The organism is Endozoicomonas sp. ALC013 (assembly GCF_049310205.1).
GTDB lineage: Bacteria > Pseudomonadota > Gammaproteobacteria > Pseudomonadales > Endozoicomonadaceae > Endozoicomonas.
Map to the genome: position 1 here is coordinate 1 of NZ_JBLYNS010000021.1, position 16,582 is coordinate 16,582.

A 16,582-nucleotide genomic window follows, 5' to 3' on the forward strand; every position below is an offset into this window, starting at 1 on the left:
ACTTTACTCAGACTATCTGTTGTCGTCTTCTGGCAAGAGCACAGCTACCAGCCAAACAGCTTCAGGTCTTTGGCAGGACGAAAATTGGTTGAAAGAACGGCATGTTGATTCGGGTTGTATCTGGTCTCGGCATGCAGTTTCTGGTCAAGAAGCAGGGCCGGAATATTTCTCACAGGTTGGAATGAACGGTATTTTTTGCCGCGTTAGCGGCTTGGTTCAACAACGTACATAACAACGTGGTGAGGAACTAATCTGACCGCACAGTGTCAAAAACAGTACGGACGAACTGTTCGGGTCTTTGACCTGACAGGTCTACATACGATCAGTGCTGTTCACTCAGCCTGCTTGATATAAATTCAGGATATCACTGGCTTTTCTAGCTTGCGTGTAGCTTATGGAAACTGGTTGTCCCTATTAACTAACAGGTGTTTCTATGATTCTTCCAGCTACCCACACAACCCGGGCCATTTTGGCTCATCCTGTCCATCAGCTTCTGACAACGCAGTCAACAAACCAGTACACGACTGAAAGTTTTGGTAATCAGCCGGGGGCGGAGGTCCTGGCCAACCGGCTTAATCAATTGGGTGAAAACCTGAAACAGGTTCCTGCACATGTACTCGCGCACATCTGCCATAACTTCACCACTGCCTTTAATCTGCATTCAATCCTGATTGCAGAATCCAGCCAGTTGAACGCCATAAAAATCCTGCTGGCCGCTAACAACTGCATGGATCAGGAATCAATTGAGTTATTTGCCAAGAAATTCCATGACATTCCAGACTCCGATCCCAGCGCGACTTTAAGAAACAAAGCGGCGGAAGACAATCAGCTGGTAATTACCCAGCCCGAGGTACATCAGGGTCAACCAACGACATTCAACTATCGACAACCATTATTGGAGCACTTTATTGTCTGCGCATTCCCGGAGCCAGAATTTACTTTGCAACAGCAGACGCAGCTGAAAGATGCATTAACCCTGGCAGGCAGGCAGATTACCGGCAATTGGGGCTTCGGATGTCTGGATGAGCCAGTACCCTATGGCAACTTTAACCGGGAAACCGTCGCCCGCCTCTCTGCCTGTCTGAGCTACCCCAGGCAGCCTGAATGTGCCGAAAAGCTGGCTCAGATATACATGGGACTTCAGGAGGCGTTGTTCAATCCGGAGTCAGATTTGATCCAGCTGCTGAAGGACAACCAGAAGGGGGAACTGGTAACACTGCTGGCGAAGGAAAGCGACAATCCGGCCACCCTGAGCAATGAAGCAGCCTTGATGTTATCACTGGCAGTCAGTGAGAATCATTCGGATGCTGAGAGATTGGCAGAAGAAGGAGAAATTGAGAGATTGACGGAAGAAATTGGTATTTTTTCAATAGATCTGGGCCGTTTTGCCGACGCAAATCTCGTGTTGAATTTCGCCGGGGCTGCCAGCAAAACCCAACTTGCTAATGACGACATCAGGGCAGCAGAGGTAGCAGTTATCCGCTTCGCTTATGAACTTCTGGGTGTGAAAATTCCCTTGGAGTCACTGCATACATAATAGTTGCCACTTCTCCCGAGTCTGGAAACCTGAACGAGGTCGGTCAGTGAGTAATTCATAGCCCACTCATTTTTCAAAAGAACCAGCAACGTTTTTTGGGGGAGTAGAACGAGCCTCAAAATTAAGATCGATCTCTCGATATTCTTCGCGATCCCTGGTCAACATAATCACGGCTCCATCAATAAGACTGGTGCAGGCATCATGTACATGAGCACTGTCATTCATCAAAGAACTGGCCATAAATGAGTCAACCTGATTGGAGCGAATGAGTTCATTCAGTTTTCTGTGCATCTGCTCATCCTGCTCGCTCAGCTCCTGCTTTAACTGTTCCGCATGCTGACGAATATGATCATAATTGCGTCGGACTCCCAATACATCAATAAGCTTCAGGACAGAGGCAAGGCACAGTCTGAGCTGGTTGTATTGGTGGCGTATCTGCTCATTATCCGAATGCAGGTAATGCCCCATATTTTTATAGATATGCTTGACATGTTTGATGGCCTGGACAAAATCACGACAGGCAACTTTAAGTGCAAATAACTCCTGCACCTGCGCTCTGGGAAGATTCCCTTCTATGGCTCCTGAATAGTGAATAATGTCCGCATAGATACCTTTGATATGTCGGATATACAGCTCTTTTATGGTCCATGGCTGATCATCGCGCATCCAGCTGTTCACCAGATCCGTCAGACTGTCCGACTCCCTCAGCTTGTCGCCGGTAAGATATATTCCATAACAGATCAGTTCGAGTGTATTTCTGTATAAATGGTCGCACTCCCGGGTCAGGGCTCTTAGCGCCGTATCCGGATAATTCAGTGTTGCCGGGGTTAAGTAGCGCGCCCGGTGAATGGCAGGATTATCCTCAGTGGCAAGATTCAGATGAGACTGCCTGTCAGGATCGACAAAGAGCGTCTCCAGCCAACGGATAAGCAGCTGGAAAAAAGGAAGTTGAACCACTATTCCCATGACATTAAAGAGACTGTGGAACAGCGCAAGCTTCAGAGTGTAGTCGTCTGCCCCGATTGGAAAGAGTCCGGCAGTAAAATCCACAAGCACTTTTAACTGGGGCAACAAAAGGATAGCCAGAGCAGCGGTGGCCACATTAAACGTAATATGTGCCACAGCCAATCGCTTCCCTGCTGCATTTGCCCCCATCGCTCCCAGCACTGCCGTTATGGTTGTACCGATATTTGAACCGATAGCCAGTGCTAACGCATTATCGTAAGTCAACTGCCCCGCTGCCAGGGCTGAAAAGGTGAGCACCAATACCGCATTGGTGGACTGCATGATGATGGTGGCCAGAACACCAAAGAGTGTGAAGACCAGAATGCCCTGCATTCCTTCCATTGAGAAGCTGCTGAAATCAATCACAGTCTGGAATGCTTCAAAACCCTCTTTCATGTAATGAATACCAAGAAAGAGAAAGCCTATACCCAGCAAAATACAGCCGAAGCCGCTGAATGTTTTCTCCCGCTGGCTCCTCAAAATCAAACCGAAAACGAGTAATGGCATGGCATAGGAAATCAGCTTTAACTTCATACCATACAAGGCAACTAACCATGCACCGACAGTACTGCCCAAATTTGCCCCAAAAATGATGCCAACGCCGGCAGCCAGGCCAATCAGGCCGGCACTGAGAAATGAAATAACAATGACGGAAACCAGCGAACTGGACTGCAGGACTGCGGTCGTGGTGATACCAAAGGCCAGACTTTTCCAGAGACTGTCAGTGGTTTTCTGCAGGAACGCCTCAAGCAGCCCCCCCGTAAAGACCTTAAACCCTTTTTCCAGATAAACCATGCCCAGCAGAAAAATAACCACACCTGCCGTGATCACCTGAAGCTCTGAGCTAACCCAAAAGCCGTAAGTCAATAGCAGCAGTGCTGTTGGAAGAACTACGCGTCCGAGCATATTTAGTCACTTATCCAGGCCAACCGGTAACCCCCAATCGCCATGAGCAGAAAATACGGGGCTATAGCGTCTGTTATCGACGGGTAAACAGGATCCCTCCAATGTATCTGTTCTTCAATTAATCACCATCGGGAAGACGGTTCAGCCCTGGCTGAAAAACGACGGGGCGCAAGCAAGGGTCTGGTCAAATATTGCAACATGGATGACAACAAAAAGCCGCATTGAGCAAGGGCTACGGCCCTGACTTACGCAATACAATCCAGCAAAGTATCTGAATAAAACATGTGCCTTATAACTTGATAAATAGAGGGCAGTAACCGACTGTTAACAGGGGTAACCAGTAAAATGAAGAGCAGCATTTTATAAGGGTCAAACTCACCATTTTCTTGCCAATCAAACAAAATACATTACTTTTATTCATATCGAACGAGTAATAAGCAGAACCATTCTGTGAATTACCCCATACCTGCGTAACTGACAGGTAACCGTTCCAGTCTTGCGTTACAGATATTTGTCGACTTTCTTAATGTCCGTGTTGATGCATTATTTATTGCCTCATACGGTCAAAGGCTCCAGTAGATTGAGGGTATACAATGAAATTACTGGATGAGTTACATCATCGGCTAGGTAGTAAATCCCGGATTCGCTCGCTATTCAAAGATGTCAGTGTTCAGGAGCTGGAAAAAATTCTGGACCGCCTGAAAGGGGTACATAAGGAAAAATTGCAATCCAGGGTTAAAGAGGATGCAAAACGACAGAAAAAGATGAAAGACATTGTCGCTATACACAAAGAAATGGCGGAACTTGGTATTACGCTCTCAGATCTGGACAACATTAACGACCCGGGCAAAACGGGCAAACGCCGACGAACTGTCGCAAAGCATACCTTTCAATATGAAAATCCAGCCGGACAAACTGTGTACTGGGAAGGCTCAACCACTGGAAGACTACCAAAAGACTTTCAGGAGTACCTGGAAAAAACTCAGAAAAAGCGGGCAGAGTGCATTATCAAGTAAAGTCAGGATTCTGTAAAAATCCCGCTTCTCATCTCACCGACATTGATCAGTTACAGCTGTTGCATGTGGATGACCATTGAGCGAATCCAGAGCGTCAGGTCATCCATATCTTCAAGGGACAGTAGTAAAAGGGCCATATCAAGTGGGTCCAACTCGCCTTCATGTTGGAAGACTTCACCTTTGCAGGCTGAAATCATATTCCGCAGTTCATCCACAGCCATCTTTACTTCCTGATTAACCTCCAGCAAAGCCCGGGATTGTTGTTTTCTAAATCCTGCGATGCCCAGGCGGTCCTGTTTTGCAACGTCCGACTTCAAGCTATAAACAACGCTGGCAAAGTGTTGATTCAACTGTTCAACAGAACGCTGCAAGTCTTCGGTAAGCCTGGGAGGTCGGTACGTTAATCGCTCAGCCAGTCGGCAGATCAGGTGTGCCAGGTTATTCTGAGTCTGTAAGAGGGAGAGCACCAGCCCCTTGGGCTGCGCGGTCAATGTTGGCTGGTTGAGCCTGGCCAGAATTTCCTGCTCCAGTTTTTCCACGGCGGGCAGAAAATCAACAAGCCATTTCGCCCGTTCATGCCACTGGTCATCGGCAGTTAACCGGCTCTGCAACTGCCTGTTCAATAGCACCAGGGCATCCAGGATCACCTGTCGATGCTGGCTTAACGGCTTATAGGCAGAGCTGGAAAAAATACTGGTAAAGGTCGTAAGATCCATAACGATCTTATCGACTCAGAGTATCACCGGATTAGGGCAGATTACGCACCAGCAGTGAGTGGGCATTTGGCAACACACCGTCAGGCTTTGGTATTTTTACCAGGTGGCCCGATCCGGGAGCTACATCAATACGTTCACCACGGCGATTTTCCAAATGCTCCAGATTAAACACATAGTTGCCTTTGGGGGTCATCAGCTCCAGGGTATCCCCCAACTCAAAGCGGTTTTTCACATCCACCGTCAGCTGCTGATCGTCAAACTCAACAATTTCACCGACAAACTGCTGCTTGCTTTCCCGTGAGTTACCGGTTTCATAATTCTGATACTCATCGTGCACATGGCGACGATAAAAGCCTTCGGTATAACCTCTGTTGGCCAGATTTTCCAGAGTGTCCATCATGCCCATATCAAATGGATTCCCCGCTACGGCATCATCAATGGCTTGACGGTATACCTGGGCGGTTCTGGCAACATAATAAAAAGACTTGGTGCGCCCTTCGATCTTGAGGGAGTGAATGCCCATCTCCGTCAAGCGACGAACATGCTGGACAGCCCTGAGATCCCGGGAGTTCATAATATAAGTGCCATGCTCATCTTCAAAAGCAGGCATATACTGGTCCGGACGCCCCCTTTCCTGCAACAGGAAAATAGAGTCAGATGTTTCGCCAGTCCCCAGGGTTGGAGTAACCATTTCCGGGCTGCTACTGACCGGAATCACATCACCGCTCTCAGTCTCTTTCGCCTCATGGGCCTGATACTGCCAGCGACAGGCATTGGTGCAGGTTCCCTGGTTTGGGTCTCTTTTGTTGATATAACCGGAGAGCAGACAGCGGCCCGAGTAAGCGATACAGAGCGAACCATGAACAAAGACCTCAATCTCGGTATCAGGGCACTCTTCCCGGATCTCCTGAATCTCCTCCAGGGATAACTCACGGGACAGAATAATCCGCTCAACCCCCTGCCTGGCCCAGAATTTTACCGTGGCAAAGTTCACTGCGTTCGCCTGAACCGAGAGGTGGACTGGCATATCCGGCCAGGTTTCACGCACCATCATAATCAAACCCGGATCGGACATGATCAGTGCATCAGGCCCCATGGCAATAACCGGCTCCATATCCCGGAGATAGGTTTTCACCTTACTGTTATGGGCCGCAATATTACTGGCCAGATACAGTTTTTTGCCCAGGGCGTGAGCCTCATCGATGCCTTTTTTCAGATTATCCAGTTTAAAGTCGTTATTGCGGACTCTCAGACTATAGCGGGGCTGGCCAGCATAAACAGCATCTGCACCATAAGCAAAAGCAAAGTGCATATTCTTCAGTGTTCCGGCTGGCGAAAGGAGTTCCGGTTTCATCATGACCTACAGCTGATGTTCTTGAATGGCGCGCATTATAACAGTGCAACCACAATGCAACAGTAGTGAGAGCACACAGTTACTAAGTGCAAAGCAGGGGATGGCAGGTTTTGATCCTGAGCAGGAATATTAACAGAGGGGGGAAAGCGCAACAGAAGTGAGTGGCGGTCCGTATCAGTTTGCCTGATACGGACCAGAGCAAAGCAAACAAGATTTACTTGATCTTGTATTCCTTGTACTCAACGTGCTTGCGAACAACCGGGTCATACTTCTTGAACACCAGCTTGTCAGGCGTATTACGCTTGTTCTTGGTGGTGGTGTAGTAATGACCAGTGCCTGCGCTGGAAACCAGCTTGATTTTCTCACGAATACCTTTAGCCATGATTTATGCTCCTGCTAAGTTAGCTATCTCGACTTAAAAAGATTGACCGCTGGCGCGCAGATCAGCCAGAACGGCATCAATGCCTTTCTTGTCGATAATACGCATGCCTTTTGCAGAAACACGCAGGCGCACAAAGCGCTTTTCACTTTCAACCCAGAAGCGCTTGTGGTGCAGGTTAGGCACGAAGCGACGACGGGTTTTATTCTGAGCGTGGGAAACATTGTTCCCGGTAACCGGGCGCTTGCCGGTAACCTGACAAACCTTGGACATGTGGATGGCCTCTCAAACCGTCTCTTAAACCAAAATCACCAGCCATGAGGCCGGAAAACTTAACTGAATTCCAGTGTCTGCTTCGGGCAGATCTGCCCATGGTTACAGAGTCAAGAGACCTTCAAGACTCATCAGCAGCTACCCTCATACAAAGATCGGGCTTTATACCAGAATTGGACGCCGCTTGCAAATTCCATCAGGACTACGGATTATGCTTAGCCCCCGCAAAATCAGCAATCCCAAGGCATTTTAGCTATTTCTCGACTATCTTGACGAGAGGCTTGACGAGCAGCTTGACAGAAAAGCTCAACAAGAAGGCTGTCAGCAAAGCCAGGCTGACATTGTTAACGCAACCAGACACTGTTTAATCGGCTCATTGCCAATAGAGCAAACGCAACTTTATACAGCGGTATTGATCGATGTCACCCAAAAGTTGTCACTGCGGAAAACCAATGATAGTAGGTCGTGGTGATCAATTTATTCTGGCCCATAAGCATTGACAGTTATGGTAAGTAGTTGGCCAAATTGAATCGTATATTTCTGGCTAAGTGGGCAGTTGCTATGCAAGGCGCAACGTAGGGAGCATAGCCGTAGCTATGTGACCGGAGTTGCAACGGCGCAGAGTGACTGACAACTTAGTCAGAAATATATGATTTCATTTGGTTAACTACTTATAACCCGGCAAATCAGGTGGGACAGTTTGCCGTACTCAATTCCAGTGACAGAGGAATATCATGGACCGCTTTACCGATTTTCGAGCCATCATCGTTAATCAGGTTCAATCGCTTCTGGCAAAGCGCATGTCAACCAAAGAATATGAGCAAATACAGGCGCTTGCTGATGCCTATTACCGGGGAGTTGCCAGCAAAGACCTGACCCGGATCAATACCGATGACTGCTATGGCGCACTCCTCTGCCTGTGGCAGTTTCTACAGGCCCGGCAGCCGGAACAAATCAAGATCCGCGTCTACAACCCGGAACCGGAAACCCACCACTGGCACTCCACACACAGCATTGTTGAAATTATCACGGATGATATGCCCTTTCTGGTGTCTTCTGTGTTGATGGAGCTTGATCGTCAGAAAATAAAAGTTTACAGCCTGAATCACCCCACCCTTCGATTAGAAAGAGACAGCACAGGTCAGCTGCAAGGCATCAGCACGCTACAGGCAGAAATAACCGAGGCCGTTATTCGGGTTGAAATAGACCGCCAACCGGAACAACTGGATTTAGAAAAAGTCGCTGCCGGTATCCGGGATATCGTTGCGGATGTTCATAAAGTGGTTTCTGACTGGGAGGCAATGCAAACCAGGCTGGATGACGCCATTCAATGGTGTCAAAGCCACCCTGTTCCATTACCGGATGTTGAACAGAAAGAAGCGCTTGCTTTTATGAAGTGGCTGAAAAAAGACAATTTTCTGTTCATCGGCTTTCGCTATTACGAGATCATCCATGGGTCAAACACACTAAGACTACGCGCCAACAGCAAAACCGGTCTGGGGACATTTCGGGAGGGCCCCCATCAGCATCCGGTAGAGCAAGAGCTGTCCCCCTATATTGCCTCACAAATTCAGGCACCTGAGTTACTGGTTATCACCAAATCCATCAGCCGCTCAACGGTTCATCGACCCGCACACCTGGACTATATCGGGATAAAACAATTTAACGATGCCGGTGTAGTCACCGGGGAATGGCGTTTTTTCGGACTGTTTTCGTCAACCGCCTACAACGTCCCGCTGGATGACATCCCGCTGATACGAAAGAAAGTGGCCAGGCTTTTAAAAAGCAACAGTTGCCCGATAAACAGCCATCGGGGTAATGCCCTTCGCCACATTATTCATAACTATCCAAGGGACGAGCTCCTGCAGGCAAGTTTTAAACAACTTAAGACCGTCATTAACGGGATTCTTGACTGCCATGAATTGCGGCAGTTGAAAGTATTCCTTCGTCCCGACCCCTATGACCGCTTTATTACGGTGCTTATTTACGTATCCAGAGATAATTTCAACACAGAACTTCGCTTACAGATGCAACAGATCCTGCTCAGTGAGTTGAGTGGCAACAGTATTGATTTCAATGTTCAGCTATCGGAAAACCCAATGGCGCAATTGCAATTTACCGTGCATTGTCGTCATGCCAGCCAGCAGGATATCGATGTTGAACGGCTGGAAGCCATGATTCACGAAGCGATGCTGAACTGGACAGATTACCTGCAACAGGCGTTAAAAGAGGCATTTGGCGAGGCTTCGGGTAACCGGCTGGCACAATGTTATCTGCAGGCATTTCCCGCCGCGTACCGGGAGGATGTTACCCCCCGACAGGCAGTAGCAGACATTCAACGTCTGGAATCGATAAAAGACAGTCATCAGATAAAAACCAGTCTCTACCGTCCGGTTACCGACCATTATCGGTGGCACTTCCGGGTGCTGGGTAAAGGGCCTCTCCTGGCACTCTCAGATGTACTTCCCATTCTTGAGCAAATGGGCGTCCGGGTTCGCAGCGCAAGGCCTTACGCCATCAGCCCCTACCGTCAGGAAAATGCCTGGGTGCTTGATTTCAGTATCGAGCCTGATGGCCATGATAACGCTCTGACAGCCAAAATAAACCCGCCGGACGTTGACAACTCAAACCAGACCAACCTTGAAGATACCCATCTGCGGGAGCAGTTCCGGGAGGTGTTTAATCGCACCTGGAAGGGGGATATGGAGAATGACGGTTTCAACGGCCTGGTGGTTTCAGCCGGTTTGAACTGTGAGCAGGTTGTGCTCATCAGGGCTCTGTCCAAATACCTGATGCAACTGCCAGTGCCCTTCAGCCAGAGCTATATGCAGAAAGTGCTGAACAGTAACCCATCGGTGGTGCGTGAAATCGTAGACCTGTTCAGCATCCGTTTTTATCCGGATTTCCGTGGTGATCGCCTTAACATGGCCAATGCCTGCTCTAACAGGATTTACCAATTGCTGGACAGTGTCGCCAACCTTGATGAAGACCGGATCCTGCGTCACTTTCTCAGTGTTATCGAGGCCATGTTGAGAACCAGCGCCTATCAGAAACAGGGGGAGCCAAAAGGTTATCTGTCGTTCAAACTGCAACCGGAAAAGATTCCAACCTCACCTCAGCCAAGGCCCATGTTTGAAATATTTGTCTACTCGCCTCGCTTTGAAGGCATCCATATGCGCTGTGGGAAGATTGCCAGGGGAGGATTACGATGGTCAGACCGGATGGAGGATTTCCGCACCGAGATTCTGGGGCTGGTCAAAGCCCAGATGATCAAAAATGCCATTATTGTTCCCCACGGGGCCAAAGGGGGCTTTGTCACCAAAAATCTCCCGGCCAATGGCTCCAGGGAGGAAATACAGGCGGAAGGGATTGCATGTTATCGAGCATTTATCTCCGGACTTCTGGATCTGACCGATAACCTGCAGGGCGGAAACATCATCCCTCCTGAAAAGGTTATACGCTACGATGATGACGACCCTTACCTTGTGGTGGCAGCGGACAAAGGCACCGCCAGCTTTTCCGATATCGCCAACGATGTATCCCAATCCTATGGGTTCTGGCTGCGGGATGCGTTTGCCTCTGGTGGCAGCCAGGGCTATGACCATAAAAAAATGGGGATCACTGCCCGGGGTGCCTGGGAGTCGGTAAAAAGGATCTTCAAAGAGCGTGAAATCGATACTCAGACCCGGGATTTTACGGTCATCGGTATTGGTGATATGTCCGGTGATGTATTTGGCAATGGCATGCTACTTTCCAACCATATTCGTCTGATCGCCGCCTTTAACCACCAGCATATCTTTATTGATCCTGATCCGGATATTTCAGTCAGTTTCAATGAGCGTCAGCGCCTGTTTAATTTACCCCGGTCCTCCTGGGACGATTACGACCGCAGCAAACTATCAGAAGGTGGTGGCGTATTCAGTCGCCAGCTGAAAAGCATTCTTTTGAGCAAGCAGGCCAGAACCGCACTGGCAACGGATAAAACCATTCTGTCGCCTGCGGAACTTATCCAGACAATTCTGAAAGCACCAGCGGATCTGTTGTGGAATGGCGGGATTGGCACTTACATAAGAGCCTGCAGTGAAAGCAATGCCGATGTCGGGGACCGGTCCAATGATAATGTCAGGATCAGTGCCAGTGAACTGAATACCAGTGCGGTAGGGGAGGGCGGAAACCTGGGCCTGACTCAGTTGGCAAGAATTGAATTCTCCAGCAGGGGCGGCCTGATCAACACCGACGCCATAGACAACTCAGGGGGGGTCAACAGCTCAGACCATGAAGTCAACATCAAGATTCTGCTCAATCAGATGGTGGATGATGGTGACATAACCATAAAGCAGCGTAATAGTCTGCTGGCCAGTATGACCGATGAGATCGCCAGGCTGGTTCTCAGGCATAATTTTTTACAGAGCCAGAGGCTAAGCCTGAGCCTGCAACAGAATGTTCTGCTGTTTAATGACCATCGCTTTCTGATCAGAAATCTCGAACAAAAAGGGCGTCTTAACCGGGCTCAGGATGGCCTGCCATCGGATACAGAAATTAAAGCCAGGGTGAAAGCCGGTGAAGGCCTTACCCGGCCAGAAATAGCCATTCTTTTGTCCCATACCAAGCTGGAGCTGTTTGAATCCCTGGTCTCGGCCAATGTGGCTGATGACCCGATACTGGCGGCAAAACTGCTGGACTATTTTCCATCACAGCTGCGCAACCAGTTCCCTGATCAGATCAAACATCATCCATTAAAAACTGAAATACTGGCGACCCATCTCAGCAACGAGGTTGGCAACCGGATGGGAGCAACGTTTATTGAGTATATCCATCAGGAAACCCGACAGTCGGAGCTTAATTGTGTCCGGGCATTTATGGCGATAAAAGAGATCTTTTCCATTCCATCCATCTGGGATCAATTTGAAAGCCTGGGTTTTGATGTCAAAGATGATATCCAGAGAGTTGAACTGTTTCGAATACAGCAGCATATCGAAAAAGCCTGCATCTGGTTGCTGAAGAATCATGGCTGCCCTATGGATATAGAGTCGCTCATCAGTAACTATAAACCGGGCGTCTGTGCCGTCAGCGGACAACTGGCGGAGCTGCTGGGAGAGGAAGATTGTGCCTGGCTGGGTGGCAGGGTTACCCGGCTTCAGGAAGCACAGCTGCCGCAAACGCTGGCGGAAACCTGTGCGAGCCTTCGATATCTTTATTACGTACTGTTTATGGTCAGTGTGGCGAATGAATATCAATTTACCGTTATTGATGTGGCCTCTGTCTTTTTTGCCCTTGAAGATTATCTGTGCCTGCCCTGGTTAAGAGAACGTATTCGTCAACTGCCGGTTAACGACCTCTGGCAACGCAAGGCACAATCTTCCCTGAAAGATCAGCTGGATCAAACCCTCAATGATAATTGTATTCATGTTCTGACCCATTCACAGGGAAAGCCGGAAGAGCGCCTTAAGCGGTGGCTGGAAAAAAATGCTGAGCTGATTGATCGCTGGAAAGCGACAATCCGGGAAATACAATCCGCCAGAGAGCAAAACCTTGCCATGCTGTCAGTAGCGGTACAGGAACTGTCGCTTATTGCTTCAAGCTAAGGGGCTTGTCCAATTTGCTGAATGCCTCGTGGAGTAACTGGTCAATAGAGAGATTATCATGCAAGCAACAACAAAGGTGCTGGACGGTGGTTGCGCAAGCCAGGTGACAGTCAGTTCCTCCAATACAACCCAAAGTGACAGTAACGGACAAAAATCACCCCTTCCCGGACCACAAAATTATGGTGTATGGAAAGTTGAGCGCCGCTGCCCACTGGATAAAAAAATCAAGTGTTTGTTGTGGGGGAAGGGCCCCTCGTTATCGGGAAAGTGTTATCAAGTGTCTTACAGAGTATAAATTGCTGCCTGAAACACCGGCAAAATCAGGTTGTGGTTTAAGCGTCCAAACAGCGGGGCAGACACCTGAGACAGAGATAAAGAAATGAAAAATACAGGCGCAAAAAAAAACGGTCATCAGGGGAAGATGACCGTTTCATGACGTCTCTATTGTTACAGCAACATCGACAAAGTACACAGCTAAGGGTTTATCGCGATCCGGGTGACTCAGCATCCCATGGAAGTAATCAACCAAGCCCACCTCACAGGTTATTTAACGGTCAACAAAGGCCATTCTTTAGACTCGGTTGGATAAAAAATTTGGCAGAAAAAAAGCCAGCATCCGGGGGAAGGATACTGGCTATATAGCTTCGGCTACAGGGGAGCAGCCTACCACTCAAGTTAATGTCAACACAAAACACACAGTGAGCAACGAGAAATCAGAATCGAACTACTGCCTTTTTCTCATCCTCATATACTCAGACAAGCAAAATTCCAAAAAGTTCCCTGAAAAATAAAAAAAATTTAAAAAAAACCAGCATCCTGAAAAAGGACACTGGCTTTACACGATAGATGCGGGGAAACATATACCGCTTCAACATCAACAACACTTAACACACAAGGAGCAACTCATTTGAGACTCACTATATGAGACAAGCAATATGGTAATAAAGTTCCACCGTTTACAAAAAACTTACAAATAGAAGGAACCCATCAAATACATTGAAACCGTGTACTAATGGGCTTCATCCCAGTTATCCCCAATACCGGCTTCAACCAAGAGTGGAACACTGAGCTCGGCAGCACTGGACATCTGCACTTTTATCCCTTCAACAACGGCCTCAACACTCTCATTGGCAACTTCAAGCACCAGTTCGTCGTGGACCTGCATAATGACACGGGCATCAAGCCCCGACGCTTGCAGCCACTCATCAACCCTGATCATTGCCTTCTTGATAATATCTGCGGCAGTGCCCTGCATAGGTGCATTGATCGCTGTTCGCTCAGCACCCTGACGGCGCATACCGTTTCTGGCATTGATTTCCGGCAGATACAGACGACGACCCAATATTGTCTCCACATACCCCTTTTCCCGTGCGAAGTTTTTGGTTGTTTCCATGTACCTTAAAACACCCGGATAACGTGCAAAGTAAAGGTCGATATATTCCTGTGCCGATTTCCTGGATACCCCCAGCTGTTTCGCGAGTCCGAAGGAAGACATGCCGTAGATCAAACCAAAGTTAATGGCTTTGGCACTTCGTCGCTGATCACCCGTTACCTCATCAAGCGCCACGCCAAAGACTTCAGCCGCCGTCGCCTTATGGATATCCAGCCCATGGGCAAAAGCATCCAGCAGGCCTTTATCCCCAGAGAGATGTGCCATGATTCGCAGCTCAATCTGGGAGTAATCTGCCGCCACCAGCTGGTAACCTTCCGGTGCAATAAATGCCTGTCGCACCCGACGACCTTCCGGGGTTCGAATGGGAATATTCTGCAGGTTAGGATCCGAGGAGGATAGTCGTCCAGTGGCGGTGACTGCCTGATGATAAGAGGTATGGATACGACCCGTCGCCCCATTAATCATCTGCGGAAGTTTCTCGGTATAGGTGGACTTGAGCTTGCTTAAGCTACGATGCTCAAGAATCAGCTTGGGTAATTCATAGTCCAGGGCAAGCTCCTGCAAGACCTCTTCAGCAGTTGATGGCTGACCCTTGGGCGTTTTCTTGATAACCGGCAGTTGCAGCTTATCAAACAGAAGCTCCTGCAACTGTTTGGGTGATGATAAGTTAAATGCCTGTCCTGCCACATCGTGGGCTGCTTGCTCCAGTTCCTTGAGACGCTGGCCAATCTCCAGACTCTGTTGTTTAAGCAGGACACCATCCACCAGGGCACCATGGCGCTCAATACGTGAAAGAATATCCACCAGCGGCATTTCTACTTCCCGGAACACCGCCGTCAACGAAGGCTCAGCCTGCAACTGCTCCCAGATGGCAAGATGGAGACGTAACGTAATATCCGCATCTTCTGCCGCATAGGGGCCTGCTTTCTCAAGCTCAATCTGGTTAAACGTCAGTTGTTTAGCACCTTTGCCGGCAATATCCTCATATTTGATGGTTTTATGATTCAGGTAATGCTCAGCCAGGGCATCCATATTGTGCCGGGTGGCGATGGAGTTCAAACAGTAGGACTCAAGCATGGTATCAAAAGCGGCCCCCTTGATTTGAATGTCATATCGGGCCAGCACGCTCTGGTCGTACTTAAAGTTCTGACCTACTTTCTGTTTTGCCGGGTCTTCCAGCAAAGGCTTGAGTTTTTCCAGTACCCAGTTTCTCTCCAGCTGGGCTGGTGCTCCCAGATAATCATGGGCAACCGGCACATAAGCCGCCTTGCCGGGTTCAATGGCAAATGAAACACCCACCAGTTCAGCCACCATGTAATCCAGGCTGGTGGTTTCGGTATCAAACGCAAACAGTTCTGCCGATTCCAGCTGTGCTATCCAGTTAAGAAACTCGGTCTCCTCAGTCACCACTGAATACTCACCGGTAGCACCTGATGTTTGTTCGTCAGATTCATTGCCATTGGAAACAGAGCCTTCTTTCTCCAGCTCGGCAATCAACGTCCTGAATTCGTACTCTTTAAACAGCGCTAACAGTTGCTCTTTATCAAGGGGCTGCATTTCCAGACTTTCAATGGAAACCGGCAGCTCTACATCGGTTTTGATGGTGGCTAGCTGCCGGGATAACAACACAATATCCTTGTGCTCGGTGAACTTCTCAGCAAAGTTTTTGCTCCCCCGAAAACCAAGCGCAGCCACTTCATCCAGCCGCCCGGCAATCTCATCGATACTGCCGATGCCATTAAGCAGAGCCAATGCTGTTTTCTGACCAACACCCGGCATACCCGGGATGTTATCGCTGCTATCGCCCATCAATGCCAGATAGTCAATAATCAGGCTGGCAGGAATACCAAACTTACTCTCAACCCCCCGTTGATCGGTATACGCATCATTCATGGTATCAATCAGCGACACATGCTCAGTCACCAGCTGGGCAATATCCTTATCGCCCGTGGAAATGATGGTGTTGATCTTTTTCTCGGTTGCCTGTCTGGCCAGCGTTCCAATCACATCATCCGCCTCAACACCTTCAATCATTAACAGAGGCAGGCCAAGCGCACGAACAATGTGATGTATGGGTTCTATTTGTGAGCGCAAGTCGTCCGGCATTGGTTTCCGGGTGGCTTTGTACTCGCTGTACAGGTCATGGCGGAAGTTTTTTCCCCTGGCGTCAAAAATGACTGCAACATGGCTATCCTGATACTGACGCATCAGACTGCGCAACATGTTTGTCATGACCCGGATAGCGCCCGTTGGTCGACCATCAGCCGTGCGCAGATTGGCCCGCTCAGAAGCATGAAAGGCACGATAAAGGTAAGATGAGCCGTCGACGAGTATGAGTGGCGGCGTACTGGCTTGTTCTGACATGGATTACGGACTCACTTACGATTCTGGGTAACTGGGTATAGAATGCTCCCCAGC

General features: G+C 48.8%; 10 protein-coding genes. 4 read left to right on the top strand and 6 right to left on the bottom strand.

The window, feature by feature from the left end:
* Together ACO6V1_RS06330 and ACO6V1_RS06335 are read left to right on the top strand one after the other, a co-directional pair.
* Positions 1-232: hypothetical protein (locus ACO6V1_RS06330; protein ID WP_422466214.1), on the top strand; the 232-nt coding region annotated here is incomplete at its 5' end.
* Between the two features lie 201 nt (positions 233-433).
* Positions 434-1,537: a hypothetical protein gene (locus ACO6V1_RS06335; RefSeq protein WP_422462047.1), complete on the top strand. Its 1,104-nt coding sequence runs from the start codon at positions 434-436 to the stop codon at positions 1,535-1,537.
* A 66-nt stretch (positions 1,538-1,603) separates the two neighbouring features.
* Here ACO6V1_RS06335 and ACO6V1_RS06340 read toward each other — a convergent pair whose 3' ends face one another.
* A complete protein-coding gene (locus ACO6V1_RS06340; RefSeq protein WP_422444332.1) occupies positions 1,604-3,448 on the bottom strand; it encodes a Na/Pi cotransporter family protein in 1,845 nt (614 codons plus the stop codon).
* A 593-nt stretch (positions 3,449-4,041) separates the two neighbouring features.
* Here ACO6V1_RS06340 and ACO6V1_RS06345 point away from each other — a divergent pair.
* Positions 4,042-4,464, top strand: coding sequence for an H-NS family nucleoid-associated regulatory protein (locus tag ACO6V1_RS06345; protein WP_101745333.1), 423 nt, complete (start codon positions 4,042-4,044; stop codon positions 4,462-4,464).
* Between the two features lie 50 nt (positions 4,465-4,514).
* On the opposite strand, the gene ACO6V1_RS06350 is transcribed toward ACO6V1_RS06345, so the two are convergent.
* The 4 genes from ACO6V1_RS06350 to rpmB form a co-directional block, all read right to left on the bottom strand.
* On the bottom strand, positions 4,515-5,180 hold the full coding sequence (locus ACO6V1_RS06350; RefSeq protein WP_422466216.1) for a hypothetical protein: 666 nt from the start codon (positions 5,178-5,180) through the stop codon (positions 4,515-4,517).
* Between the two features lie 31 nt (positions 5,181-5,211).
* The gene (gene yegQ / locus ACO6V1_RS06355) at positions 5,212-6,537 is read right to left on the bottom strand and encodes a tRNA 5-hydroxyuridine modification protein YegQ (RefSeq protein ID WP_422444337.1); all 1,326 of its coding nucleotides are present in this window, start codon (positions 6,535-6,537) and stop codon (positions 5,212-5,214) included.
* 211 nt (positions 6,538-6,748) lie between these two features.
* Positions 6,749-6,916 carry a 50S ribosomal protein L33 gene (gene rpmG, locus ACO6V1_RS06360; RefSeq protein WP_034834535.1) on the bottom strand — a complete coding sequence of 56 codons (168 nt, stop codon included), beginning with the start codon at positions 6,914-6,916 and terminating at the stop codon, positions 6,749-6,751.
* Positions 6,917-6,949: 33 nt separating this feature from the next.
* Positions 6,950-7,186, bottom strand: a complete 237-nt coding sequence (rpmB, locus tag ACO6V1_RS06365) for a 50S ribosomal protein L28 (RefSeq protein WP_101745336.1) — start codon at positions 7,184-7,186, stop codon at positions 6,950-6,952.
* Positions 7,187-7,920: 734 nt separating this feature from the next.
* On the opposite strand from rpmB, the gene ACO6V1_RS06370 reads away from it, so the two are divergent.
* Positions 7,921-12,771, top strand: coding sequence for an NAD-glutamate dehydrogenase (locus ACO6V1_RS06370; RefSeq protein ID WP_422466218.1), 4,851 nt, complete (start codon positions 7,921-7,923; stop codon positions 12,769-12,771).
* Positions 12,772-13,780: 1,009 nt separating this feature from the next.
* On the opposite strand, the gene polA is transcribed toward ACO6V1_RS06370, so the two are convergent.
* Positions 13,781-16,528: a DNA polymerase I gene (polA, locus tag ACO6V1_RS06375; RefSeq protein WP_422466220.1), complete on the bottom strand. Its 2,748-nt coding sequence runs from the start codon at positions 16,526-16,528 to the stop codon at positions 13,781-13,783.
* Between the last annotated feature and the right edge of the window lie 54 nt (positions 16,529-16,582).

Coding starts and splice junctions, on each gene's coding strand:
- ACO6V1_RS06335 (WP_422462047.1), top strand. CDS start 434: ATGATTCTTCCAGCTACCCACACAACCCGGGCCATTTTGGCTCATCCT.
- yegQ (WP_422444337.1), bottom strand. CDS start 6,537: ATGATGAAACCGGAACTCCTTTCGCCAGCCGGAACACTGAAGAATATG.
- ACO6V1_RS06340 (WP_422444332.1), bottom strand. CDS start 3,448: ATGCTCGGACGCGTAGTTCTTCCAACAGCACTGCTGCTATTGACTTAC.
- rpmG (WP_034834535.1), bottom strand. CDS start 6,916: ATGGCTAAAGGTATTCGTGAGAAAATCAAGCTGGTTTCCAGCGCAGGC.
- polA (WP_422466220.1), bottom strand. CDS start 16,528: ATGTCAGAACAAGCCAGTACGCCGCCACTCATACTCGTCGACGGCTCA.
- ACO6V1_RS06370 (WP_422466218.1), top strand. CDS start 7,921: ATGGACCGCTTTACCGATTTTCGAGCCATCATCGTTAATCAGGTTCAA.
- ACO6V1_RS06350 (WP_422466216.1), bottom strand. CDS start 5,180: ATGGATCTTACGACCTTTACCAGTATTTTTTCCAGCTCTGCCTATAAG.
- rpmB (WP_101745336.1), bottom strand. CDS start 7,186: ATGTCCAAGGTTTGTCAGGTTACCGGCAAGCGCCCGGTTACCGGGAAC.
- ACO6V1_RS06345 (WP_101745333.1), top strand. CDS start 4,042: ATGAAATTACTGGATGAGTTACATCATCGGCTAGGTAGTAAATCCCGG.